The sequence below is a fragment of the Neobacillus drentensis genome, from assembly GCF_036966985.1.
GTDB classification, from domain to species: Bacteria; Bacillota; Bacilli; order Bacillales; family Cytobacillaceae; genus Neobacillus; species Neobacillus drentensis_E.
The window spans coordinates 1-23,936 of record NZ_JBALSN010000144.1 but is presented as its reverse complement, the minus strand read 5'-3'; the positions used below and the strand labels follow the sequence as shown (position 1 = coordinate 23,936).

Below are 23,936 nucleotides of genomic sequence, written 5' to 3'. Positions count from 1 at the left end.
AAGTAGGGATTAGTAACCAGCTCCCCAATTTCAAGTACGGGGGCCATACAACAATCAACCTTTTGGGCAAATTCAATCCACTCATAGAAGGTTTTACTTTTAAAAAGAGCCATGAGTTCCAGATAAACAGGGTTAGCATTAGTTGTTGTGGAATAATGGGCTCCAATCCATTCTTCGCGACCATGAGCCTGACAAAAATTAGCCCAAAATTTCGGTTCGAGCGCGCCAATGCTCATGAACCTCCCGTCGCTTGTTTCATATAAGGCGTAAGAAACAATGCTTCCGCTAAGTACATCAATGCCATTTCCTGCTCCGGTTTCTTGTTCAACCAGGATATGGTTCCCTAATAAAGATACTAGCTGGTCGGTAATGGAAATAGAATGATAACTTCCGTTTCCTGTTAAGGTTCTCGAAACAAGTCCAGCTAAGATTCGTTCATTGGCCGCAAAGCCGCCTAAATAATCGGCCAAAGTAATCGAAGGATGGACAGGTTTGCCCGCTTTGTCTTTGAACTGGGCCAATACTCCACTTAACGCCATATAATTGAGGTCATGGTTACCAAGCTTACTTAACAGCCCTTTTTGTCCATAGCCGGATATCGAGCAGTAGACAATATCTGGCTTTACCTTTTGAACCGCCTCATATCCTAAACCGAGCTTTTCCATTACCCCTGGTCTAAAGCTTTCGAGGACGACATCAGCATGAGCAATTAATTTAAGTGCGGTGTCGTACCCATCTTTCTCCTTTAAGTTAAGGGTAATGCTTTTTTTCTGACGGTTGTTAGCAAGAAAAACCAGACCATTCCCGTGTTTGGAAAGTCCCGTATGCCGGGCAGGGTCCCCTTCAGGGGGCTCCACTTTAATGATTTCCGCTCCCAGTTCAGCAAGACGTAATGTGGCGAAAGGACCTGGCAAGTAGTTCGTAAAATCAATAACTTTAATACCTTTTAACATAGTTAGGTCCCTCTCTTACGAATTTGTAGTGCCTGGAGCAAAAAGCTCCTCCAATTGTTTTCTTAAAACGAATTTCATTATCTTACCACTGGCATTTCGCGGCAAAGCCTCACAGAATACATACTGTCGCGGACGTTTATAATTAGCGAGCTGGTCAGAGTTTTTGCAGTATTCATCCAGTTCCTGCTCCGTGACCTTCGGATCTTTTTTGACAACAAACGCCGTAACCGTCTCTCCCCAGCGGTCATTCGGCTGGCCAACTATTGCCACATCCAGGACACCATTGTGGGCATGTAAGATGTCCTCTACTTCCCTTGGATAAATATTTTCGCCACCGCTAATTATCATGTCATCGACACGGTCATTGACATATAGATACCCCTCATCATCAAGATAACCGATATCTCCGGAATGGTACCATCCTTTATACAATGCTTTCTCCGTCGCTTCTTCCCTGTTAAAATATCCCACCATCATACATGGTCCTTGCACAATAATCTCACCGGTCTCACCGACTGGTACAATATCATCAGGATCTGATGGACCGTCTTCTCTCGTACGAACCACCCGAATATCATGGCTAAGGGCTGCTTGACCAGCAGAACCTGCTTTCCTCAATTGGTCCGTCTCTGACAGGAAGGTAATGGCTGGACCCATTTCAGTCATTCCATAGGCTTGAATCAGCTGGATTCCTAGTTTGTCATGGAGAGCATGAACAAGTGCGGGCGCCATTGGGGCCGCACCGTATAAACCAAGCTTTAAACTAGACAAGTCATATTTGCTAAGATCCTCTTGAAGGAGCATGTTCCACATAGTTGGCGCTGCAAAGAATTTTGTGATTTTTTCTCTTTCAATTAATGGGAGGATCGCTTTTGGATTGAATTGATGCAAAATGACATTACTTGCTCCTGCATGAATCCTTGGCAGAAAGGCGCAATGGAGTTCAGCGCAATGGAACATCGGTGCTGTGACGAGACCTACATCTTCTGCTCTTAGTTTGCATGATGCAATACAGAATACACTTTGGTCGACCACATTACGGTGGGTGTGCATGACTCCTTTTGGCCTTCCCGTTGTCCCGCTGGTATAAATAAAGGCATAAAGATCGGTTTCTTTCACGTCTGCATGAATGTCTTCGGATGAAGAAGCGGCCAGTTTTTCCTGATAACTTGCAGCATACGCAGGCGTTTCTTCATCGATAAACCAAAAGGAGGTTTTCTCAAAACGACTCGCAATCGCTGAGATGACAGGCTCTAAGGCCTTTTCAAAAAGAACGACCTTTGGAGTAGCATCTGAAAGAATATAGGCAACTTCTTCTAACGTTAAGCGGAAATTAATTGGATTGAAGATAGCACCGATTTTTGCACATGCAAAAAATGCAGTCCCTAATTCCTCGGTATTAAACATGAAGGTAGAGACACGGTCGCCTTTTTGCACCCCTTCTTTTAGGAGGGCATTGGCGAGTCGATTCACCTGCACGCTCCATTCCTTATACGTATAGCGGACATTTTTTCTGACATCGTAAATGGCTTGTTTGTTCGGATATTTTTTCACCGTCAAATCAAAGATTTTACCAATCGTTGTCGTCATTGGAACGCCTCCGTTACCGAATTTATATTGGTTTATCGGCTATTTCTTCTGGTCAATCAGCGAATTTTCCTGGCCAATCAGCGAATTTCAGTCGCCAATCAGCGAATTTTCATAATCTATCAGCGAATCTATGGTACCCTACGCTAAGCGCTCAATAATCGTAGCATTTGCCATCCCATGGCCTTCACACATAGTTTGCAATCCGTAGCGCCCGCCAGTTCGCTCCAATTCATGCATCATCGTCACAATTAGACGTGCACCACTGCCGCCTAGTGGATGTCCGAGGGCTATTGCTCCGCCATTGGGATTTAGTTTCGCAGGGTCTGCCCCTGTCTCCTTCAGCCAAGCAAGTGTGACAGGGGCGAAAGCTTCATTGACTTCAAATACATCAATATCATCAATGGATAAGCCGGACCTTTCTAGAGCCTTTTGTGTAGCTGGAATCGGTCCTGTCAGCATCAATGTAGGATCTGAGCCGACCACTACGCGTGTGTGAACACGGAAGCGCGGTTTCAAACCTAGCTCTTCTGCTTTCTCACGGGACATGAGCAGTACCGCGGCTGAGCCATCACTTATTTGGCTGGAGTTACCGGCATGAATCACTCCAGCCTCTTTAAAGGAGGTCCGAAGACCAGCCAATGCCTCTAAAGAAGTTCCTTTTCTCGGACCAGAATCATCCTTGATAACAGCCGTTGTGCCATCCGGAAGCTTTACTTCGATTGGGAAAATCTCTCTCGAAAAATACCCCTCTTCCTGCGCCTTAAGTGCCTTTTGATGGCTTTCAAGTGAAAATTGATCAAGTACCTCACGGGTAAAACCATATTTTTCGGCGATTCGCTCGGCTGATAAGCCCTGATGGATCATTTCATACTTCGACCTTAAATTAGGGCTAAAAGGTTCCTCAGCCCCTTTGTAGTTGGATCCCATCGGAACACGCGACATGCTTTCCACACCGCCAGCTATCACCACGTCCATGTCACCGGCCAAAATCGCTTGTGCGGCAAAATGGACCGCTTGTTGGCTTGAACCGCATTGACGGTCTATCGTTGTGCCCGGGACTTCTATTGGGAAGCCCGCGATGAGCGCAGCCACTCTAGCAATATCACCTGCTTGCTCACCCGCTTGGGTCACACACCCCCAAATTACATCGTCTACAAGCGCCGGGTCGATCCCCGCTCGATTGACTAGTTCCTTTAATGTCAACGCTGATAAATCATCCGGACGGATATCTTTTAGCACGCCATTTCTTCTTCCGACTGGTGTACGTACACCTTCCACAATTACTACTTCACGCATCTTAATCTCCCTCTCTATAATCCTAGATTTTTCGCAATGATTGTTTTCATTATTTCGTTGGTACCAGCGTAAATAGAGGAAACAGGAATATCACGGAATCTTCTCGCAATCTCGTATTCTTCCATATAACCATAGCCGCCATGGAGTTGCATACATTCTGCAGCAACCCTTTTAGCAATATCGGTTAGCTTCCATTTAGCCATCGAAACCTTCGTTACTACGTTTTCCCCTTCAATATGCTCAGCAATTAACTGGTCCAAAAAGGCTCTGCCCATTTCAATTTCTGTAGCCATTTCTACAATCTTAAACTGGGTATTTTGGAACTGGCTGACTGGCCTTCCGAACGCTTCTCTGCTTTTTACATAGTCGATCGTCATTTTTAGCATCACTTCCGAAGCGGTTTGCGCCCCAATTGCGACAAGCAGACGTTCCTGTTGGAGTTTTTCCATTAAATAAAGAAAGCCTTTGCCTTCCTCTCCGAGCAGGTTTTCCTTCGGGACACGGCAATCTTCAAAGATTAATTCCGCTGTATCCTGGGAATGGAGACCGACTTTGTTTAACTTTCTCCCCCGTGAAAATCCAGGTGCCCCTCTCTCAATGACGAGAAGGCTGACTCCCTTATGCTTTGGTACAGCATTTAGGTCCGTTTTAACGGCGACAACAATGAGGTCGGATTGAATTCCATTGGTGATGAATGTCTTTTGGCCATTAACAATATAATGGTCACCGTCAAGTTTAGCGGTTGTTTTAATGTTCGCGAGGTCAGAGCCTGTGCCTGGTTCCGTCATCGCAATCGCGGTAATGATTTCACCTGTTACACATTTCGGCAGCCAGCGCTGCTTTTGTTCTTCTGTTCCATAGGCAGTGATGTAGGGGACGACAATATCATTATGAAGGCCAATCCCAACTAACCCTGAGCCGACTCGTTCCAGCTCTTCATTGATGACCACCGCGAATCCCCAGTCGACCTCACTGCCGCCATACTTTTCATCAATATCAGGGCAAAGAAACCCCTGTTCACCCATCTTCTTCCAGAAGGAGCGGGGAATCATCCTGTCCTCTTCCCACTTCTCATAAAAGGGATATGCTTCTTTGTCCAAAAACTTTCGCAAGGATTTGCGGAAAATTTCATGTTCTTCATTTAAGTAGGGGTGTTTCATTTAAAATTACCTCGCTTTCCAATTGTGAACGCTTACAATTTTAATGTTTTAGTGAAGGCCTTTTTACAAATTGGGCTGTTATTTTTACAAATCCATAGTTTTTTTTACATAAACTTGGGCTTTTTATACAAATCTCAGATGTTTTTATTCAATTATTGGGAATATAATCCATAACTAAAGGTTCTTCATTATGTTTACATCCCTCATCATCTCACGCAGTTGATATTTTAGTACTTTCCCAGAAGCGTTCCGCGGCAGCTGCTTTTCTATAAAAATTCGCCGAGGAACCTTATAGCCTGCTAATTTTTGACGACAGAAACTCTTTAATTCCTGTTCATCAATTACAGTACCTTCCTTCGGTACAATGATTGCACAGACCGCTTCTCCCCAAACCTCATCAGGCAAACCTATAATGGCTGCATCGAGGACATCTGGATGTTCAAAAAGAACCGATTCCACTTCAACAGAGTATACATTTTCACCGCCGGAGATAATCATGTCTTTTTTACGATCCACTAACGTGATATACCCCTCTTCATCCATTGTTGCTAAGTCACCTGTATAGAGCCAGCCATTTTTCAATGTACTCTTCGTTTCTTCCGGTTTTTTATAATATTCCTTCATCACCATGTCGCTGCGAACAATAAATTCACCAATCACCCCAGGTAATACATCCTTGCCATCTTCATTGACTACCCTTGTTTCTGTTAAGAAAATGGGTTTCCCGCCTTTGCCAAGATGGTGTTTGTGACCTTCTGGGTCAAGGAGAATTCCGCCTGGACCAGCTTCTGTCAACCCGCAAAGGTTATAAAATTGATCCGTTTTAAAGAGTTGAATGGTTTTTTTGACTAGTTCTGTTGCCATGGGCGCGGCTCCGTATCCGACTCTCTGTATAGAAGTTAAATCATAATCTGCTGCATTAGGAACCTGTAGAAGAAAATTATACATAGCTGGAACGGCAAAAAGGTGGGTGATTTTGTGTTCTTGAATCGCTTGGAGTGTTTTTACTGGATGAAAATCGCGATGGATAATATGTGTGGCACCAAGTGCTACACCTGAGATAAGAAACAGGTTTAATTGGGCTGAGTGAAACAGCGGTGCAAGATGGAGAATGCGTTCATGCTGCCGGATCCCCATGTTAATAACGACAGCATTTCCTACTTTAAAAATTTGACTATGATCAAACAGAGCACCCTTCGGACGTCCTGTTGTCCCTGAAGTGTACAGGATTTCTAAATCATCCTGCTCAGACACCTGCACATCTGGTTCTGTCTTGTTTTCCGATAAAATTCCTTGATAAGAATAGTAACCCGTGGTTTCTGGTTCCCCGACGGTAATGACCAACCGGACATCCGTTCCTTGTTTCGCCGCGGCAATGATGGGTTCGAACTCCTGATCACACACAACCAAAGACGTATCGGATTGGTCTAAAATGTAGTGAACCTCTGAAGCAGTGAGGCGAAAGTTAATCGGGACGGCAACTGCACCAATTTTCGCAGCAGCAAAGAAGGTCAAGACAAAGTGATCCGAATTCTTCATCATCAATGCGAGCTTGTCGCCTTTATTGACGCCCTGCTTCAACAAGCCGTTAGCAAGTCGGTTTACTTCCTCATTAAATCGGCGATATGTATAGCTTCTTCCCTCACATACGATCGCTAGTAATTCAGGGAACTTGCGGGCAGTTTGTGCTAGTAAGCTTCCGATATTCATAAATGAATCCCCCTTTAAAAAAGACTACTCTAGTATTTATGCAATATTTATGCCAATAAACTAGAAATCATGTTGTAGTTCAACAATCCTAAAAAAACGTCAATTTTCAATGACGAGATGTGTATCATCCAAACATAGCGGACATTATAGTGTCCATTTTATGGACACTATGTAGGCAGTTTATATTTTTTGATTTTTTCATATAAACCGGATCGGCTGATTCCTAGTAATCTAGCGGCTTGAACCTTATTCCCCTGGACTTGGACGAGTGCTTTTTTAATCGCTTCTAGTTCGGCATTTTCAACTAATGATATATTTGGAGAAGGCTCGATCATAGAGACCTGCTTTACTAAATAATCGGGAAGATCCTCAAGCATGATTTTCCCATTTTCTGCAAAGGTCATAGCCCGTTCCATCACATTCCGCAGTTCGCGAACATTCCCAGGCCAAGAATAACTTAGCATCGCTTCTTTTGCCCTGTAATCCATTCCCGTAATGCTGGTTCCTAATATTTGATTCAATTCAATCATAAATCGCTCAATTAAATACTCAGTATCGTACAGTCGATCGCGAAGCGGTGGGACGTACAATGAAATGACATTGAGACGATAATATAAATCCTCTCGAAACAGGCCCTCTTTGACCATTTCTTCCAAGTTCCGATTGGTGGCTGCAATGATTCGGACATCTACTTGAATTCTTACCGTTCCACCAACCCGATAGAATTCTCGCTCTTGAAGCACACGGAGCAGTTTGGCCTGTAATGAGAGGGACATATCCCCAATTTCATCGAGGAAAAGGGTTCCTCCATTAGCCAAATCAAACTTTCCAAGTTTGCCTTTTTGCCTTGCACCTGTAAATGCACCTTCGTCATAACCAAAAAACTCAGATTCTAACAAATCCTCTGGAATCGCCGCACAATTTACGACAATAAACTTCCCTGTACTTCTTGCACTAGAATTATGAATTGCCTGGGCAAACAACTCTTTACCTGTGCCGCTTTCTCCGCGAATAAGAATGGTGGACCGGCCCTTTGCTGCTTTGGCTGCACTTTTCTTCAGTTTTTCCATATAGGAATCCACTGTTAAAAGGTGCTCCCAAGTAAATCTAGCAGACTCCGACTTTTGAAATTGCTGATGATAAAAGCTGGCCTTATTCTCGGCTTTCTGCAGCTTTTTAAATAATTCACTGACCTCGTTTAATTGTCTGAACACTATTTTTCCAATCGCTCCGATGACTTTCCCACCCTCTAAGATTGGAATTCGATGGACCATATATTTAATGCCATTAATCTCTAGAAAACCACTGACCTCTGCTGTTTCGGTCTGATAGACATTGTCGAGGTGGAGTGCCGGCAATACTTTGGCAACTGATTTGTAGAGAACGGATTCAAGTTTAAGATTAAATAATTCGAGTAGAGGAGGACTGACCATCTGGATGTTTTTCTTTTCATCCGTCATGACAATTCCGTCGTAAGCATGGTCTAAAGCAGTTTCTAAGGTCCTTTTTAAGGTTTTTACTGTATTTAATTCCTGTGAGGTTTGCAGCAGGGACATGACCATATCTGTTTTCGTGAGGATTCCTACCACATGGTTTTGATGATCGATAACTACACCGGTACCCACATGGCTGTTTTTTACAATTTTTTCGATACTTTCATAAGGGGTGTCAATCGGCAGTGTTTCAACTTGTTCTTTAATATAAGTTTTGATAGGGGTGGATAGGGGCGCCGCTTCCAGGACCATTTGAAATAACCCGCTTCGCGTAAAAACGCCTGCTAGTTTTCTATTCGTGTCTATGACTGGCAGCAAGTTCCACTTCATGTTATTCATTAAACGGACAGCTTCAGATAGTGTTGTATCCTCGGTAACCATGCAGTCAACTGGCGTAATCAACTCGTTAAATTGGACCATGTTGTCCCCCCTTTCTTCATATCCTTATTGTAACAAAAGTGAAGGATATTTTTGAATATTTTAATAATATCTATTTTTCATGGGAACTTTTAGCCTCATTAGTCGTAATTAAAAAAGAGGAATTTATTCGAGGAGTGAGCTTATGAGCCAAAAAGGCTGTATTAAATGTGGCAGCAGAGATACAGGAACAAAAGATGTAGCCATGACAGGGACGGGTCTATCAAAGATGTTTGATCTTCAACACAACACGTTTACTGTTGTCTTTTGCAAAAACTGTGGGTACTCAGAGTTTTATAATAAAAAAACATCCACTGCTTCAAATATCATCGACCTATTCTTTGGAGGATGATGGATTAAGGGGGATTCCTAATGGAATTCCCCCTTGTTTCCAAAATTATTTCGGCTGCATTCTAATCGCCCCATCCAGCCGGATTGTTTCTCCATTTAGCATCGGATTTTCGACAATGCTTTGAACAAGTTGCGCGTATTCACTTGGATATCCGAGCCTTGATGGAAATGGAACCATTTTTCCGAGCGAATCTTTGGCCTCTTGCGGGAGTGTATCAAACATAGGTGTGTGGAATAACCCAGGTGCAATCGTCATGACGCGAATCCCGTTGCGGGCCAGCTCTCTTGCGATTGGCAGGGTCATTCCGACAATTCCACCTTTAGAAGCACTGTAAGCTGCCTGGCCAATTTGCCCGTCAAAGGCGGCAACTGAAGCAGTATTAATAATCACCCCTCTTTCACCTTGTTCATTCATTTCATTCCCTGTCATTACTTCCGCAGCAATCCGAATCACATTGAACGAACCTATTAAATTTACATGAATGACTTTTGAAAAAAGTGAAAGATTATGTGCACCATTTCTGCCAATCACCTTCTCCGCAATACCAATCCCTGCACAGTTCACAACAGTATTTATACTGCCCATATAATCGGCTGCTTGATGAACAGCCACTTGAATGTCTTCTTCTTTCGTGACATCAGCCTTTATAAAAAATACGGCTTCCCCTAATTCTGTTTGGAGCCGCAAACCTTTTTCTTCAGATTGATCAAAAATAACTGCCCTTCCACCATTTTGAATAATCTTTCGAATCGTCGCTTCTCCTAGCCCTGAAGCGCCCCCTGTTACAACTGCCCGACAAGTATTTATTTGCATCTTTTAACCTCCTAAACAAGAATGATACTTTATTATCTTGCAAGTATAGTGCCAAAAAGGTCTCTAGATACATGTACAGAAGTTAAACGCAAAAATGTTTATTGTTTGGACAAACAAGCCAGCTAAGTGTTCAAATCCTGTACATGTTACTACTATTTATTAAGAGAATTCTCTGAATCTAATTTCATAGGTCTATTTGCATTTTTTGTAGTATGATATATATTGAATATTCGAAAAAAGGAGGATTATAATAGAGGAGCTGCCGGATACGGCATCTCCAATGTACAACTATATGGTTACTGGTCTTGGCTTAATTTTGGCTGGATTGATTGTCATGAAAATGCAAAACCGTAAAAGAAGGGAGAATATTTAAAGATAAAAAAGGTCAGGCCTCAATTAAAATGAGGTTCTGACCTTTTTCTTTGCCACAACGTCTTCTCGTAATCCAGATCGCTTCTTTCTTTCCATGATTAAAACCAAGATAATGGCCGCTAGGAGAAAAAGACTCGCAATTCGGAAAATGGATGCCGTGCTAACAAATTGGGCGGCGACACCAAATATTATCCCGCTTAAACCCAAGCCCAAATCAATGGACGAGAAGATCATCCCGTTCGCCACACCTCGCCGATGAGCTGGTGTCATAAGTAATGCCCAAGATTGCAGCGTAGGTATCAAGCAGCCAAATCCTAAACCAAATAAGGCACCCGAAATGGCTATAAACAAGTTGGAATGGGCAAAAGAAAGGACCCACATCCCAACAAACGTAGAGAATGTACAGAACAAAACAAGTCCGATCGGACCTTTTTCATCAAACCATCTTCCGGCAAAAGGTCTCCCCAATGTTGCCAGTATCGCGTTGAAAATATAGAATAAAAAGATTTGTTCAATGCCGCGCTCTTCACCAAAAATAACAATAAATGTTACAACGGAGCCATATCCTAAATTGATAATAATGGTGATAAAGGCTGGAAATAAACTTGATTTTTCAACTGAAGAACCTATATAAGAAAACTTCAAATCTTCTTTACGTGTATTTATCACTGCCTGAGGAGTTTGATAGCGTACAGCTGTAAGCAGGATAATTGAAATTGCCCCTAATATCGCCGAAATAAAAATAAGATTTGAAAAAGTAGTCAAATTGTAGATGAAGATTCCTAGACTAGGAGCAACAATGTATGCAATGGTCATGGAGAGCCCGAAGTAACCCATCCCTTCCCCCAGCCGCGAATTGGGGATTGCATCTACCGCTGCAGTACCATTCACTGTGGTTGACCACCCCCATGCAAGACCATGGGCGAAACGGAATAGCAGAAAAATCACCACAATCTGTGAAATGGGATAAAGAATCGTAACTAGGAAGAGCATCAAGGCTCCTATTATAACAAGCGACTTTCTTGGCTTATACTCAAGCAAAAAGCCGATAAACGGCCGGCTGATTACCGCGCCAATCGAAAATAATCCTGTCACTAAGCCAATCTCTAGCCCTGAAGCTCCAATTGATTTTATATATGGCGGCAGAGTAGGAATGAGCATTTGAAATGACAAAAATATAAAAAGATTTCCCACCATGAGCATAATAAACGACTTCGTCCACAATCGCTCTTTCAAACCGTCCCCTCCCTTCACTCCGTTAAAAAAATTTTCAACAAGCCCATTCACTTACCTATATTTACTTCGTATCACTAAATAATAGCACAGATACTGGAAAAAGAATATTAGCTTTCTGGAAAAACATTGCAACAAAAATCTTATCATTTATTTTGATTTCCGTTATCATTAACTAGAGTAAACATTGCAAAATGGAGGAATCCTCATTGATGAAAAAAATGGTTATCACTCGCAATATTGATCAGACTCATATTTCACAAATTAAAGATATCATACCTGATTGGGAATTGATTGTTGGCAAGGATAAGCAAATTTGGCAGGAGCATGTAAAGGATGCGGAAATTATCGCTGGCTGGAGTAAGGGGTTAGATGAATACTGTCTCGACCCACAATCCAAACTTAAGTGGCTGCAATCATGGAGTGCTGGTGTTGATTATTTACCTCTTGAAGAATTTAATTCTAGAGATTTCTTCTTAACTAGTGCCAATGGCGTTCATGCCTATCCCATCTCCGAGACAATTTTTGCATTGATGCTGGGTTTAACACGCAAAATCCATACATACGTCAAGAATCAACAGAAAAAAACTTGGCATCATGCCAATATGGGCCAAGAAATCCACGGAAAAACAATCGGGATCATTGGAGTAGGAACGATTGGGAGAGAAACAGCAAAAATAGCGAAAGCCTTTGGCATGAAAGTTCTTGGTGTCAGGCACTCGGGAATGCCTGCCCACAATGTCGATGAAATGTATACTCCAAATCAATTAGGTGAATTGCTTCCTGCCTGTGATTATGTAGTGGTTACATTGCCGCTCACAAAGGATACTTATCAAATGTTTGGTGCGGAACAATTTAGGCAAATGAAGGCTTCTGCATTTTTTATTAATATCGGCCGGGGTGAGATTGTGGTAGAAGCTGATCTTATTCAGGCTTTATCAGAAGGAACGATTGCTGGAGCTGGACTTGATGTGTTTGAGAAGGAACCGTTAAGTAATGAAAGCCCATTTTGGGAGATGGAAAATGTAATCGTCACTCCTCACACATCTGGCTCAACGGAACATTATAATCAGCGGGTAGTTGAGAATATATTAATTCCTAACCTAAAAGCCTATCTTTCTGGTAAGGTTCCACCAATTAATCTTGTAGATTTTTCGAAAGGTTATTAACATGTAATGATTTTTTCCTGCATTATCCATTTAAACAAGAAAGGTGCCTCAACCTTGAGGCACCCTTTCTTGTTCCATCATTTTTTATATTTTCCAGGTGTGTACTTTTCACTGGCTTTAAAGTTATATACGGGCTTAATGAAGCTAGCAATATCAACGGTTTCCTCGACCTTTTCTAAAATTTCATTCATCGGCTTATAGGCCATTGGCGCCTCATCTAAGGTTTCTTCTGAAACAGACGTCGTCCAGACGCCTTCCATGGTTTTATGAAAATCATCCATATTAAGAGTTTTTATCGCTTTCGTCCTGCTCAGAACACGGCCTGCTCCATGGGGGGCCGAGTGATTCCAGTCATCGTTCCCTTTACCGACTGCTAAAATCGACCCGTCTCTCATATTAATTGGAATGATAAGACGCTCCCCTTTTTGTGCAGAAACTGCCCCTTTTCGTAAAATTAAGTTCTCGGTGTCAATATAATTGTGCACCGTATCGAAGCGGTCCTGCTCTTCAAATCCCATGTTTGCCGTAATCGCTCTAGCAATCTCTTCCCGGTTTGCCTTTGCAAATGCCTGTGCAAGTTTCATATCATGCATATAATTATGAAAATCCTCACCTTCCAAATACGCTAGGTCATTTGGAATAACCGGATTCTTTTCTTTATAGCTCTGGATCATGGCTTGGATTTCTTTTTGGCGTCCTTCCGCCTTTAATTGGTCAATAAGTCCAGAAAGATCCTGCTGACGAAGTTTTGAGATAGCTACCTTTTGATAATAAGTGGCAATCTTAGCTCCTACATAACGGCTTCCAGTATGAATCGTTAAATAGTGGTAACCATCGGCATCAACAGAAACTTCTATAAAATGATTGCCGCCCCCTAGTGTCCCTAAGCTATAACGGCTTCTATTTTCACTTAAGATGTGCTCTGCTTGGAATTCTTGAATGGCGGGAAAACTCGTGTTAATAAATCCAACTGTCTCATCACTATGCACTTCCTGCCCACTCGGGACATACGTACGGATTACTTGATCCAATTGATTAAAATCAACCTTTTTATCCTGAAGCTTGACGGTTAGCACGCCGCAGCCGACATCCACACCAACTAGATTCGGGACAACCTTATCCTTTAACTGAATGGTCGTACCAATTACACAGCCTTTGCCCGCATGATAATCTGGCATGATACTAATCTTTGTATCCTTTAAAAATGCTTGATTACAAAGTTCTTTGATTTGCTCAAGGGCTGTTTCTTGAGGATAGTTTGAAAATACCTTTGCTTCTGTTTGTGTACCCGTTACCTTAATCACTTGTTTTCCCTCCCTTAAAGCAGATTACCAATAGGCTACCATCTTATGTGCTTTCGGGCAACCGATTTTCGTACGACATTTTTTTCTTAATGATAAAGGAAGATGCCCTTTGACATCTTCCTTCTTCCACCTTATTAATAAACGGTCTGCATTCCCTTACCAGCCACGGTCATCCACTCAAATTGACGCAATCTAACCTCAAACAGTGTTAATGGATCACGGAACATCTCTGGATTGGTATTCATATTCGTAAGCATTTCTTGGTTCGCCTGTATTCCAGCTTGTGCCTCTTCCGCGGAATGATTTAACAGCTGCAATGGACTCTTGAAAAACAGGGTTACATCGCGCTCAAGCGACTTTTCAAACAGTTCAAATTGCTGGAAAAACTGTTGATTCACTACAGAGATAGCTTCTGAATAATCCTCATTTTCCACAAATGCTTTGTACTTATTAAAAAGCATCGCTTTATTTTGGGATATTGCCCCAAACAACTTCCCAGCGCTCTTTAATAAAAATTGTGACGGGGTTCTGCGCAGCAGGATATTAACAGTTTCCAACTGGAAGCGACTTGTCATCCGGTCGGTGTCGCGGTGCCAATCGTCAATTACCTTAAAATCACAATCAAGCACGAGGCGTTCTTCTCCATACATACGATTAAAGCTTTCACCAATTTCATTTAGAAATTCTTGACTTTGTACAAACTCCTCTTTGCACCCATCAATCCATTCTTGCAATAAGCGATAATATTTAGGCAGCACCGTCTGGTCTAAGTACTCTTCTAGTTTTTTGTTCATCACTTCATTAAGTTCTATATGAACCTTGCTAAAATTACTGTCTTCTTTAATGAAGGTGGAACACTCTTGAAGCATTTTTGGAACCGTCTCTGAAATATCTTTTGCAACCGTATTTTTGATGGCACGGTAAGACTGCACAATATCTTTTGCTTTTTGATTTTCTGTATCCTTCAGTTGATTGATTGCGCCCGTTAATTTCTGGAGCATTTCTTCATTCCAGCGGACTGATTCAATCAATTGATTTTCAACATCCACCCGTTTTTGCATCAGGCTGGCAATCGTTGCACGAATATAGAACAATAGCTTTGCCAAACGTTTATCTTCCATATTTCTTGTATTTTTAATGGAGTGGATAAACTCTTGTAAGTCTTTTAACTGCTGGCGATTCTCATATTGCGATGAAAAGGCAAATACGGATGCATCAGGTATATACGATTGAATTCTTGCCCTTGTTTCATCAAATACACTGATTGCCTCCTGCTCATTGGCAATCGTGTCCATCTTACTGAGCAGAAAATGCACAGGAATGTCAGGTGCTAACTCTTGAATTTTTGCAAGCACAGAACGTTCTTTATCTGTAAACGCTGCATTTGCATCAAGTACGAAGAGGACCGTATCAGCCAATTGCAGATTCTTCAACACTTCATAAGAATCATTATAGTTTCCTTTTAATCCTGGAGTATCTAAAAGTGCGATCTTATTTTCCTGCAAAAAGGCATTTGGACGCTTAAATTCAATAATAGATTCCAACGCGTTACGGCGGCGGTCCATTCGTTCTTGGAAATCAGAAAAGCCGGATAAACTAGAAATCTCTCGATCCGTAATTTCCGTGATTTCTTCCTCTTCGGAGTCTTTAAACATGACCAGTGAAGAAGTCGGGCTATCCTGCAGGTCTTCACCCAGAATTGTATTAACAAACGTCGATTTTCCACTGCCGCTTAACCCGGTAATAAGCAAATGTTGTGTGTCAAAATTCACTAATTGCTGAACAATCCATTTTACACGATTATTCTCACCCATATCATTGGCTTGGGCCCAATTCGTAATGGCATCAAAGAGTGTCAGGCACTCTTCAAGTTCATCCATATCCGTTTCCGTTATACTAATTAATTTCTCAGCTTCATTAACGATTGACATACTTAAACTCGCTGGAAACAGTTCATTCCAAGAAAGAACGGCTGCCGCTGAAAGGACGACATTTTTTTTGTCTGCGAGACGGAGCCAATTCGTAAGAAAGTTTGGAATAAAATCCTGGAGATTTTTTATGAAATACCTGCCATCGATAAAGCTAAAAAATGCTTCTTTATGGAGTCCTGAAAGCTCAGATAAGTTGTCATCACGATGAATGTCAAGGCTTAATAACAAATGATTCAATTCCCTTATCCAAGTAAAATAGATTTCTTCATTGTTATAGCTATCCCAAAGAGTGGAAATAAGCTGCTCGAATTTTCTTTGATCTAGGCTAAACAAAAAATGGACAGCCTGGGAAAAATAACTCGGCGCATGATTTCGAGTTACCCCCTTTTCCACATACGAAATGATCATATCAAACCATTCTAACGAACCCGTTCGGATGGCTTCGTTTACAGCAAGCTCTATGGCATTATTCCAATCTTGCTGCTCTTCAAAAAACGTGCGAGCAATTTCCGTCACGTTTGGATAATCTGGGTTTGCATCAATAGTTTTTTTGATTACTGATAATGCCAGGTCAAGCTTTCCTCGCTCGATATACAACGAAAATAACTGTAAGGCAACTTCGGTAGTTAATGTGAGATTATCACTTGTGATCGCACAATAAAGATCTTCTGCTGTTGATAACAGGCCTAACTGATAATATGCATCAGCTGTGTTTTTCTTCGCCCATGGTTCTAGCTCATTAATAATATTTTCCCATTTAAAAATGGCTGCTTCATAATCTTTATGATGGAAATACACTTCTCCCTGAGCAAAGCGAATTGATGATAGATTCGGCAGATCCTTACATGCTTCCTCTTGAAACAGTTCACCAAGGACTTCAATCGGATGAATATTCTCATGTTCATTGATGAACATTTTATAATACGTTTTCAGTTTTAATTGCGTCTCTAATGTCATTTCTGTCCCTCCAATTACAACACTCTCTGTCATTCATATGGAAAAGAGCCATAATTATTCTCTATACTATTCGACGGATTATCCGATTTTAAGTCTCAATTATTACGATTCTACCAGAGCAATTTTTTAAAAGGATGTCAGTTATATTTCATTTTGGAGACAAAGTAGAACTTTTTACATATTTTTCAGAACTTATAATAAGCCTGCCCGGAAAGGGCAAGCTTACTAAAGACCTTTCTTATCTAACAGCCACTGTTTTTGCATTCAAGACAATCTCAGAAAAATAATTCACTGTCTTCATTTCTTCATTGAACAAATACGACGATTTCCATGTTTCCTCTAGAAAGATCTCCATTACCTTGATGGCACGCGTGTCCCCGCTGGCAGCCTGCTCAAGCGCCACAATGCTTTCGAAAATTTTCACCATAAGTTCGGCAGCCTTTTTCGAATGAAAAGTCTTTTGATCCGCCGAAGCCGTCCGTAATGATTTTGATAAGTTCTGTAACTGAATCAACTTATTTTCTACTAAATACGTCCATTCAGAAGGCAAATGGGCGACACCCCGCAGGCGCTGACTCATCTCATCTAAAAACAGTTCATCCGCTTTATACTTCTCCATTAAACGCAGGACCTCTAACCCGAGAATATTGGCTGTTCCTTCCCATACAGTTAGAACTTGGGCATCTCGCAGCAATCTTGGAGTCACAAAATCTTCAATATATCCATTGCCGCCGTGCATTTCGATGGCTTCATGCGAATAGTGAATCGCTTGTTCTGCCGTTTCTTTTTTTAAAAGAGCAATGTAGAGACGGTTAAGAATGGACTCTTTCTGACTTGCTTGATTGTTCATGACTCGTTCAAATAATGGAAGATACGTGAAAACGGTGCGGGTTTCAATTTCCAACTTTACAGCGAGCCTTGTCAGTGTATCCTTAACCATTGGATAGTCAGCGAGTTTACTGCCGAACGCATCCCTTCTAATGGCATATTCCTTTGCTTCATGATAAGCCCTTCTCATCAATCCTAGGGAGGCGACGGCATTGCAGACTCTTGAGAGATTAAGAGCTTCCATCATATAGTAGAAACCTTTCGCAGGATCCCCAACCACAAAAGCATTGGCACCATCGAATTCGACCTCAGCTGAAGGGACGGCCCTGACTCCAAGTTTATCTTTTAAGCGGCGGATCCGGATGCCATTTAGCGTGCCATCCTCATTCCGCCATGGTACGGCAAATAACGTCAGCCCCTTCGTTCCAGCTGGTGCGCCTTCTTTTCGTGCCAATACCATAGCCACCCCGCACATACCGGCATTGGAAGCAAAGTATTTTTCTCCATAAAGTTTGAAATGATTGCTACTTTCCACCGCTTTCGTCTCATTGGCACCAACATCCGAGCCCCCTTGACGCTCTGTTAGGAAAGTCGCCCCCTCATAAAGCGGAACTTCTCCTGTAGAAAGGACATTCGGCAAAAACCGTTCCTTAATTTCTTCAGAAGCATACTGGTTAAGTAAATAAGCTGTGGCCATTGACAATGTGACCGGACAGTAAAATCCTGGTTCTGTTTGTGAGAGCAAATACCCCTGGGCGTAAGAATAAATGTAATTTCCCTTCTCCCCAAGCGAGGGAATCTCTTTATGAACATAGCCGACAATCCCGGTATTATAGGTATCTTCTACGGTTCTCAGGTAACCCTCGTTCACCCATACTTCAGAAACATCTTCACCGTACGCATCATATTTAATTAAGCGCGGCTGTCCTTCCCTATCCGTAAACTTTGCCCGCGAGTCAATAACGGTGGCGCATTTCTCACCAAAAGCAGTAAGTTCTTTGTCGGCAAATTCGAAAAAGGATGGATCGAGTAACTCTTTAAGCAAGTATTGAAACGATAAATCTTCTTTATAAAAGTTCATTTTGGAACCCCCCCATATTTTCAGAATAGTCAATAAATTAAGTATAACACTTTCCTTTCTTGTTAAAAATGAATTCAGGGTAATTTTGGACATCTTTCTTTTTTACCCATTTTCAACGTATAATTGGTTCAAATACATAAAGGGGAAATCATCTTTGGAAAAGGAACAAGCTCTCTTTTTAGCTAACTTTATCGAGAACGCATCTTCAGTGGTCTTTGAGACAAAAAAACTTGAAACTTCGGGTGGCCGTTTGCAGAAATTTCATCAATGGACAAATGGCAAACCTACCCTCGCCGCATTTGAGATTACTAGGTCAGATACTGATACTGGCTATTACTTTGTATTCATTGATTGGCACCGAAATGACAACTATTACTTAGTCATTTATGCGCATGACCGTTCCACGACTTGCGCAGAGATACGACAAATTCAAGAAATAGACGGTGTTCCTCATATTGTCTGGACATATAAGCCATTTAAAAGAGATGGAAAAAACAATCAAAGAAAAGCCTATTTTAAGCAAATGTTTGGTTCAACTACCATCCATATCAAACTGCCCACCTCGACACTTGAAGTAGATATATTTTTGGAAAAATTATTTAAACTATGTCAAAACCGGAAAAAAGCAGACCGAATTGTCGAAGTTTTTGATTTGGAATAAGGAATGGAGAGTTGAAATGACTACATATAAAAATTGTCAAAGCTGTGGAATGCCGTTAGCAAAAGATGAACTTGGGGGAGGTACAGAAAAGGACGGTACGAAGAGCAACAAATACTGCAGCCACTGCTATATAAATGGGGAATTCACATTACCTAATATTACCGTAGAGGAAATGAAAGAAAGAGTGAAAGAAAAAATCGTTGAATTCGGGATGCCGAGGTTCATCGCCGGGATGTTTACAAGGAACATTCCGAAGCTTGAGAGATGGAATCAAGGGAAATAGAACATACGAAAGGGAGGCTTTTAGCCTCCCTTTTAATTATAAAACCTTACTTAAAAACGCTTTGGTTCGTTCTTCTTGCGGATGATCAAATAATTCGCTTGGTATATTTTCTTCAACCACCAAACCACCGTCCATAAAAATAACACGGTCACCCACTTCTTTAGCAAAACCCATTTCATGAGTCACGACCACCATCGTCATTCCTTCTTTAGCGAGGTCCTTCATAACCTCCAAAACCTCACCGACCATTTCAGGATCTAGCGCGGACGTTGGTTCATCAAAGAGCATAATCTTCGGCTTCATGGCAAGAGCACTGGCAATTGCGACCCTTTGCTTCTGACCGCCAGACAAATGATCAGGATAGACATCTGCTTTATCCCGTAATCCTACTTTTTCTAGTAATTGGTAAGCGTGTTGCTTTGCCTCATCCACTTTTCTCTTTTTGACAGAAACGGGTGCTTCAATAATATTTTCCAGAACGGTTTTATGAGGAAATAAATTAAAGTGTTGAAAAACCATCCCAACCTCTTCACGAATTTTATTGAGATTCGTTTTGTCGGGGATGATTTGTTCCCCTTGAATCCGAATCTCCCCTTCGTCATACACTTCTAAAAAATTCAAGCAGCGTAATAATGTACATTTTCCTGAACCACTCGCCCCGATTAAAACAACCACTTCTTTCTCATTAACAGTTAAATCCACGCCTTTTAAAACGGTTAAGGCACCAAAGGATTTTACAATTCTTTTAATCTGAATCATTAATGGTTTCCCCTTTCTACTAAACTATGTACTGTAGTTTCTCTTTCTTATTTTATAGTGCAAGATTCGTGCCAATCTATACAATATTTTAACTATTTAGATAGTTACAGCTTAGATTTTGTAGTATATCTGCCAAAAATCCCACTCTGTCCTTCGTTTCATTTGTAATCTATTTTTTTACCTTTCGAATCTTCTTAAAAACCGTATTCTTAGCAAGAGGCTAATGTTGTAAAAAATTTTACACATTAGTAAAAATATTTTTACTACAAACATGTAAAAAAAAGCGGCTATAGATTTTGAGCAATCCATAGCCGCTACATGTTATTTATGCTAATTGATACTTGTCTATTTTATATTTTAATAATTGTTTGGAAAGTCCTAAGCGTTTAGCTGCCTCGGTTAATTTTCCGTTCGTGTTGGTTAATTCCTTCAAAATCAACTTCTTTTCATAGTTTTCAACCGCGTCTTTTAAAGAATGAAAATCGGTATCCTCACTTTCAATTAACGTGGATTGTTGATATACCCTCATTCTTTTAGGTATGTCTTCCATTGTGATTTGATCGGTAGAGGCGTTATTGTATGCCGTTTCCACCGCATTTTTCAGCTCCCTAATATTCCCAGGCCATGGGTAGCGTTTGAAACAATCAATCACCTCAGGCTGGCAGCCTTCGATATAAATATTCATATTATTGTTATAAAAATCGATAAAATATTCGAGCAGCTTTACTATATCTTCCTTCCGCTCTGTTAAAGTAGGCAAATCGATCTGGATTACTCCCAAGCGATAAAAAAGATCCTCTCTTAACCGTTTCTCAGCAACAAGAACATCTGGATCTTCATTGGTTGCTGAAATCACACGAATATCGACACGAATATTTTTATCTCCACCAATTCTTCTGATTACTTTTTCTTCAATTGCCTTAAGAAGTTTGACTTGCAAGTAAAAATCTAGGGAATTGATTTCATCTAAAAATAAGGTGCCTCCTTCTGCCTGTTCGAATAGTCCCGGCATGGCGACCGCACCAGTAAAGCTGCCTTTCATCGTTCCGAACAAGGTACTTTCCAGTAGATTAGGAGGAACTGCACCACAGTTGAGTGAGATAAAAGGTCCACCATAACGCTCGCTCAAATTATGAATAGACTGTGCCACCATTTCTTTTCCAGTCCCTGTTTTACCATTGATCAATATGGTGGAGTTAGTCTTCGAAATCTTCTTGATTTTATTTTTAATAGCCTCCATTTTTGGATTTACGGAAATAATGTCATCGATGGTGTAGATGGTATTGTTTCGCCGATAGACCTTATGACCTGCAAATTTGTCCAAAGAATGGATGTTTTCTTTTGTATAAAAGTGTTTGGAAAATTCAATCGCGCCGATAATTTTATCATTATTTATAATTGGATAAGTTGAATTGATGGTAACTAAAGGATTTCCATTTTTTATGACTAGTTCTTGTTTTACATTACAAACCGCTTTGCCATTTTTTAAAACGTTCATGATCGTACTATTTTCATGTGATAGGTTCTTATAAAGTGAAGTAACATGTTTTCCCATGAATTCTTCAGGTCTAAGGCCAATTTCTTTAAGTACATTTAAGTCTGCCAGATCATTAAAGATAATAATTCCATGTTCATCTACCACTAACACATTATCAAAATCGGTTAATTGCTGAAAATCCTTTAAATTAATATTCAAGATTCGACCTCCTAACGTGGAACTCTTCAAGTATACAGGAAAACAAATGCAAAGAAAATTTATGTAAAATGAGCAAAAAATGCAAAAGAACTCTTTCCGAATAATCGAAAAGAGTTCTTTAAAGCAACTACTTTAATCAGATCCTGTAATTATCAAATCATCTTGGATGGTTGCTAGGACGGTTTGAGTGTTTACTTCTTGACCCTCTTTGACAGGTAAAGAGGTGATATGCCCGCTTATCCCGATTGAAATCTCTTCCATTCTCCCGTTCTGTGTTCTAATTAAAAACAATTTCTCCCACTCATATACATGATTCTTTTCCTCGGTAAAAACAGTTTCTACAGTACCAGAACATGGACTGAAAATAGCTTCTTCCGTTACTGACAAATTTCTTCACTCCTTTTTAATTACTTACAGTCATTGAATAGATCAAGATTTCTCCGTCCAAACGTTGGGAGATTCGTCTTATATTTTCTTTTATACCCATCCTCTGAAACGAGACGCTTCTGCAACTTTTCTGATGCCAACCATGTAGGCCGCTAAGCGCATGTCTACTTGATGTGTTTTAGCTGTTTGATAGATATTTTCAAAAGAATCAACCATTACTTTTTTAAGCTTTTCATCTACTTCTTCTTCGGTCCAATAATAACCTTGATTATTTTGTACCCATTCAAAATAAGAGACAGTTACTCCGCCCGCGCTTGCAAGAATGTCTGGTACAAGGATGACACCACGTTCAGTGAGAATCTTGGTTGCCTCTAATGTTGTAGGACCATTGGCTGCTTCGACAACAATAGGAGCTTTAATATTGGCCGCATTTTTGGCAGTGATTTGGTTTGAAATGGCTGCCGGAACAAGAATATCACATTCTAATTCTAGTAGTTCTTGGTTAGTGATGGTATTTTTAAATAGTTTAGAGAAGGTACCGAAGCTATCCCTTCGATCAAGCAAGTAATTAATATCTAATCCATTTGGATCGTAAATACCACCATACACATCGGAAACGGCAACTACCTTCGCCCCAGAATCATGCATAAACTTCGCCAAGTAACTTCCGGCATTTCCAAAACCTTGAATGACAACTCGCGCTCCTTGAAGTTCCTTACCAATTTTCTTCAATGCTTCTTCTATACAAATAGTTACACCGCGTGCAGTGGCTGTTTCACGACCTTGCGATCCGCCGAGGACGATTGGTTTTCCAGTAATAAAACCTGGTGAATCGAATTCACGTAAACGGCTGTATTCATCCATCATCCATGCCATGATTTGTGAATTTGTATAAACATCGGGTGCAGGAATGTCTTTCGATGGGCCAACAATTTGGCTAATCGCCCGGACATAGCCGCGGCTTAGGCTTTCAAGCTCTCTAAAAGACATGTTGCGAGGATCACAGATGATCCCGCCTTTACCGCCGCCATACGGAAGATTGGTTATACCGCACTTCAAGCTCATCCAAATGGACAAAGCTTTTACTTCTTCCTCATCCACTTCTGGATGAAAACGGACACCGCCTTTAGTTGGACCGACCGCATCATTATGCTGAGAACGATAGCCTGTAAATATTTTGACAGAACCATCATCCATTTTTACTGGAATGCGGACAGTTAATAAACGGATCGGTTCCTTTAATAATTCGTACATTTCATTGTTATAGCCTAATTTAGTTAATGCCTGTTGGATGATTGTTTGAGTTGAATTAAATAGATTTAAGGATTCTTGTTCTTCTTGTTGTTGTTTTTCCATTTCAGTTACCATTGGTTTCACTGACATGCCTGACACCCCGTCGTATAATAGATTATTAGTTTTTATATTAATAGGCTCTGTTAAACTTGGTTGTTGATTTCCGCTCCAGGCACGTGCGGTTCGCGGGCGGTCCGG

The 23,936-nt window shown here is 41.0% G+C and carries 19 protein-coding genes; 4 read left to right on the top strand and 15 right to left on the bottom strand.

What is annotated here, in order from left to right; genetic code table 11:
- From V7659_RS10190 to V7659_RS10165, 6 genes are all read right to left on the bottom strand, one after another.
- A partial coding sequence (locus V7659_RS10190) for a CaiB/BaiF CoA transferase family protein (protein ID WP_335539854.1) occupies positions 1-953 on the bottom strand: 953 nt, incomplete at its 3' end.
- A 15-nt stretch (positions 954-968) separates the two neighbouring features.
- Entirely contained in the window at positions 969-2,543 is a 1,575-nt protein-coding gene (locus tag V7659_RS10185) for a fatty acid--CoA ligase (protein ID WP_335539852.1), read from the bottom strand.
- Between the two features lie 138 nt (positions 2,544-2,681).
- Positions 2,682-3,839, bottom strand: a complete 1,158-nt coding sequence (locus tag V7659_RS10180) for a thiolase family protein (RefSeq protein ID WP_335539851.1) — start codon at positions 3,837-3,839, stop codon at positions 2,682-2,684.
- A gap of 14 nt (positions 3,840-3,853) precedes the next feature.
- The gene (locus V7659_RS10175; protein ID WP_335539850.1) at positions 3,854-4,999 is read right to left on the bottom strand and encodes an acyl-CoA dehydrogenase family protein; all 1,146 of its coding nucleotides are present in this window, start codon (positions 4,997-4,999) and stop codon (positions 3,854-3,856) included.
- Between the two features lie 174 nt (positions 5,000-5,173).
- Positions 5,174-6,709, bottom strand: a complete 1,536-nt coding sequence (locus V7659_RS10170; protein ID WP_335539848.1) for a class I adenylate-forming enzyme family protein — start codon at positions 6,707-6,709, stop codon at positions 5,174-5,176.
- A 167-nt stretch (positions 6,710-6,876) separates the two neighbouring features.
- On the bottom strand, positions 6,877-8,622 hold the full coding sequence (locus V7659_RS10165; protein ID WP_335539846.1) for a sigma 54-interacting transcriptional regulator: 1,746 nt from the start codon (positions 8,620-8,622) through the stop codon (positions 6,877-6,879).
- 142 nt (positions 8,623-8,764) lie between these two features.
- Here V7659_RS10165 and V7659_RS10160 point away from each other — a divergent pair, with 142 nt between their 5' ends.
- Positions 8,765-8,971, top strand: coding sequence for a zinc ribbon domain-containing protein (locus V7659_RS10160; protein WP_144552693.1), 207 nt, complete (start codon positions 8,765-8,767; stop codon positions 8,969-8,971).
- A gap of 45 nt (positions 8,972-9,016) precedes the next feature.
- Here the strand turns inward: V7659_RS10160 and V7659_RS10155 are convergent, their stop codons facing one another.
- Together V7659_RS10155 and V7659_RS10150 are read right to left on the bottom strand one after the other, a co-directional pair.
- Complete coding sequence (locus V7659_RS10155; protein ID WP_335539843.1) at positions 9,017-9,784, bottom strand: 3-hydroxyacyl-CoA dehydrogenase; 768 nt, start codon at positions 9,782-9,784, stop codon at positions 9,017-9,019.
- 396 nt (positions 9,785-10,180) lie between these two features.
- On the bottom strand, positions 10,181-11,392 hold the full coding sequence (locus V7659_RS10150) for an MFS transporter (protein WP_335539841.1): 1,212 nt from the start codon (positions 11,390-11,392) through the stop codon (positions 10,181-10,183).
- A 209-nt stretch (positions 11,393-11,601) separates the two neighbouring features.
- Between V7659_RS10150 and V7659_RS10145 the strand changes: the two genes are divergently transcribed.
- The gene (locus V7659_RS10145) at positions 11,602-12,558 is read left to right on the top strand and encodes a D-2-hydroxyacid dehydrogenase (RefSeq protein ID WP_335539858.1); all 957 of its coding nucleotides are present in this window, start codon (positions 11,602-11,604) and stop codon (positions 12,556-12,558) included.
- Positions 12,559-12,635: 77 nt separating this feature from the next.
- Here V7659_RS10145 and V7659_RS10140 read toward each other — a convergent pair whose 3' ends face one another.
- From V7659_RS10140 to V7659_RS10130, 3 genes are all read right to left on the bottom strand, one after another.
- Positions 12,636-13,862, bottom strand: coding sequence for an RtcB family protein (locus tag V7659_RS10140; protein WP_335539840.1), 1,227 nt, complete (start codon positions 13,860-13,862; stop codon positions 12,636-12,638).
- Between the two features lie 134 nt (positions 13,863-13,996).
- The gene (locus tag V7659_RS10135; protein WP_335539838.1) at positions 13,997-16,750 is read right to left on the bottom strand and encodes a dynamin family protein; all 2,754 of its coding nucleotides are present in this window, start codon (positions 16,748-16,750) and stop codon (positions 13,997-13,999) included.
- 238 nt (positions 16,751-16,988) lie between these two features.
- Positions 16,989-18,659, bottom strand: coding sequence for an acyl-CoA dehydrogenase family protein (locus tag V7659_RS10130; protein WP_335539836.1), 1,671 nt, complete (start codon positions 18,657-18,659; stop codon positions 16,989-16,991).
- Positions 18,660-18,813: 154 nt separating this feature from the next.
- Here V7659_RS10130 and V7659_RS10125 point away from each other — a divergent pair, with 154 nt between their 5' ends.
- Together V7659_RS10125 and V7659_RS10120 are read left to right on the top strand one after the other, a co-directional pair.
- On the top strand, positions 18,814-19,320 hold the full coding sequence (locus V7659_RS10125; protein ID WP_335539834.1) for a hypothetical protein: 507 nt from the start codon (positions 18,814-18,816) through the stop codon (positions 19,318-19,320).
- 16 nt (positions 19,321-19,336) lie between these two features.
- Positions 19,337-19,603: a zinc ribbon domain-containing protein gene (locus V7659_RS10120; protein ID WP_335539833.1), complete on the top strand. Its 267-nt coding sequence runs from the start codon at positions 19,337-19,339 to the stop codon at positions 19,601-19,603.
- Positions 19,604-19,639: 36 nt separating this feature from the next.
- Here V7659_RS10120 and V7659_RS10115 read toward each other — a convergent pair whose 3' ends face one another.
- The 4 genes from V7659_RS10115 to V7659_RS10100 form a co-directional block, all read right to left on the bottom strand.
- Positions 19,640-20,362 (bottom strand): amino acid ABC transporter ATP-binding protein, encoded by a 723-nt coding sequence (locus tag V7659_RS10115; protein WP_335539832.1) that lies wholly within the window; start codon positions 20,360-20,362, stop codon positions 19,640-19,642.
- Between the two features lie 325 nt (positions 20,363-20,687).
- Complete coding sequence (locus V7659_RS10110; protein ID WP_335539831.1) at positions 20,688-22,058, bottom strand: sigma-54 interaction domain-containing protein; 1,371 nt, start codon at positions 22,056-22,058, stop codon at positions 20,688-20,690.
- 132 nt (positions 22,059-22,190) lie between these two features.
- Positions 22,191-22,445, bottom strand: coding sequence for a biotin/lipoyl-binding protein (locus V7659_RS10105; protein WP_335539829.1), 255 nt, complete (start codon positions 22,443-22,445; stop codon positions 22,191-22,193).
- 90 nt (positions 22,446-22,535) lie between these two features.
- The gene (locus V7659_RS10100) at positions 22,536-23,801 is read right to left on the bottom strand and encodes a Glu/Leu/Phe/Val family dehydrogenase (RefSeq protein ID WP_335539856.1); all 1,266 of its coding nucleotides are present in this window, start codon (positions 23,799-23,801) and stop codon (positions 22,536-22,538) included.
- Between the last annotated feature and the right edge of the window lie 135 nt (positions 23,802-23,936).

What these genes read in the sequence shown, in the direction of transcription:
- V7659_RS10160 (WP_144552693.1), top strand. Translation starts at nt 8,765, where the DNA reads ATGAGCCAAAAAGGCTGTATTAAATGTGGCAGCAGAGATACAGGAACA.
- V7659_RS10170 (WP_335539848.1), bottom strand. Translation starts at nt 6,709, where the DNA reads ATGAATATCGGAAGCTTACTAGCACAAACTGCCCGCAAGTTCCCTGAA.
- V7659_RS10180 (WP_335539851.1), bottom strand. Translation starts at nt 3,839, where the DNA reads ATGCGTGAAGTAGTAATTGTGGAAGGTGTACGTACACCAGTCGGAAGA.
- V7659_RS10155 (WP_335539843.1), bottom strand. Translation starts at nt 9,784, where the DNA reads ATGCAAATAAATACTTGTCGGGCAGTTGTAACAGGGGGCGCTTCAGGG.
- V7659_RS10130 (WP_335539836.1), bottom strand. Translation starts at nt 18,659, where the DNA reads ATGAACTTTTATAAAGAAGATTTATCGTTTCAATACTTGCTTAAAGAG.
- V7659_RS10175 (WP_335539850.1), bottom strand. Translation starts at nt 4,999, where the DNA reads ATGAAACACCCCTACTTAAATGAAGAACATGAAATTTTCCGCAAATCC.
- V7659_RS10185 (WP_335539852.1), bottom strand. Translation starts at nt 2,543, where the DNA reads ATGACGACAACGATTGGTAAAATCTTTGATTTGACGGTGAAAAAATAT.
- V7659_RS10165 (WP_335539846.1), bottom strand. Translation starts at nt 8,622, where the DNA reads ATGGTCCAATTTAACGAGTTGATTACGCCAGTTGACTGCATGGTTACC.
- V7659_RS10145 (WP_335539858.1), top strand. Translation starts at nt 11,602, where the DNA reads ATGAAAAAAATGGTTATCACTCGCAATATTGATCAGACTCATATTTCA.
- V7659_RS10135 (WP_335539838.1), bottom strand. Translation starts at nt 16,750, where the DNA reads ATGACATTAGAGACGCAATTAAAACTGAAAACGTATTATAAAATGTTC.
- V7659_RS10115 (WP_335539832.1), bottom strand. Translation starts at nt 20,362, where the DNA reads ATGATTCAGATTAAAAGAATTGTAAAATCCTTTGGTGCCTTAACCGTT.
- V7659_RS10120 (WP_335539833.1), top strand. Translation starts at nt 19,337, where the DNA reads ATGACTACATATAAAAATTGTCAAAGCTGTGGAATGCCGTTAGCAAAA.
- V7659_RS10100 (WP_335539856.1), bottom strand. Translation starts at nt 23,801, where the DNA reads ATGGAAAAACAACAACAAGAAGAACAAGAATCCTTAAATCTATTTAAT.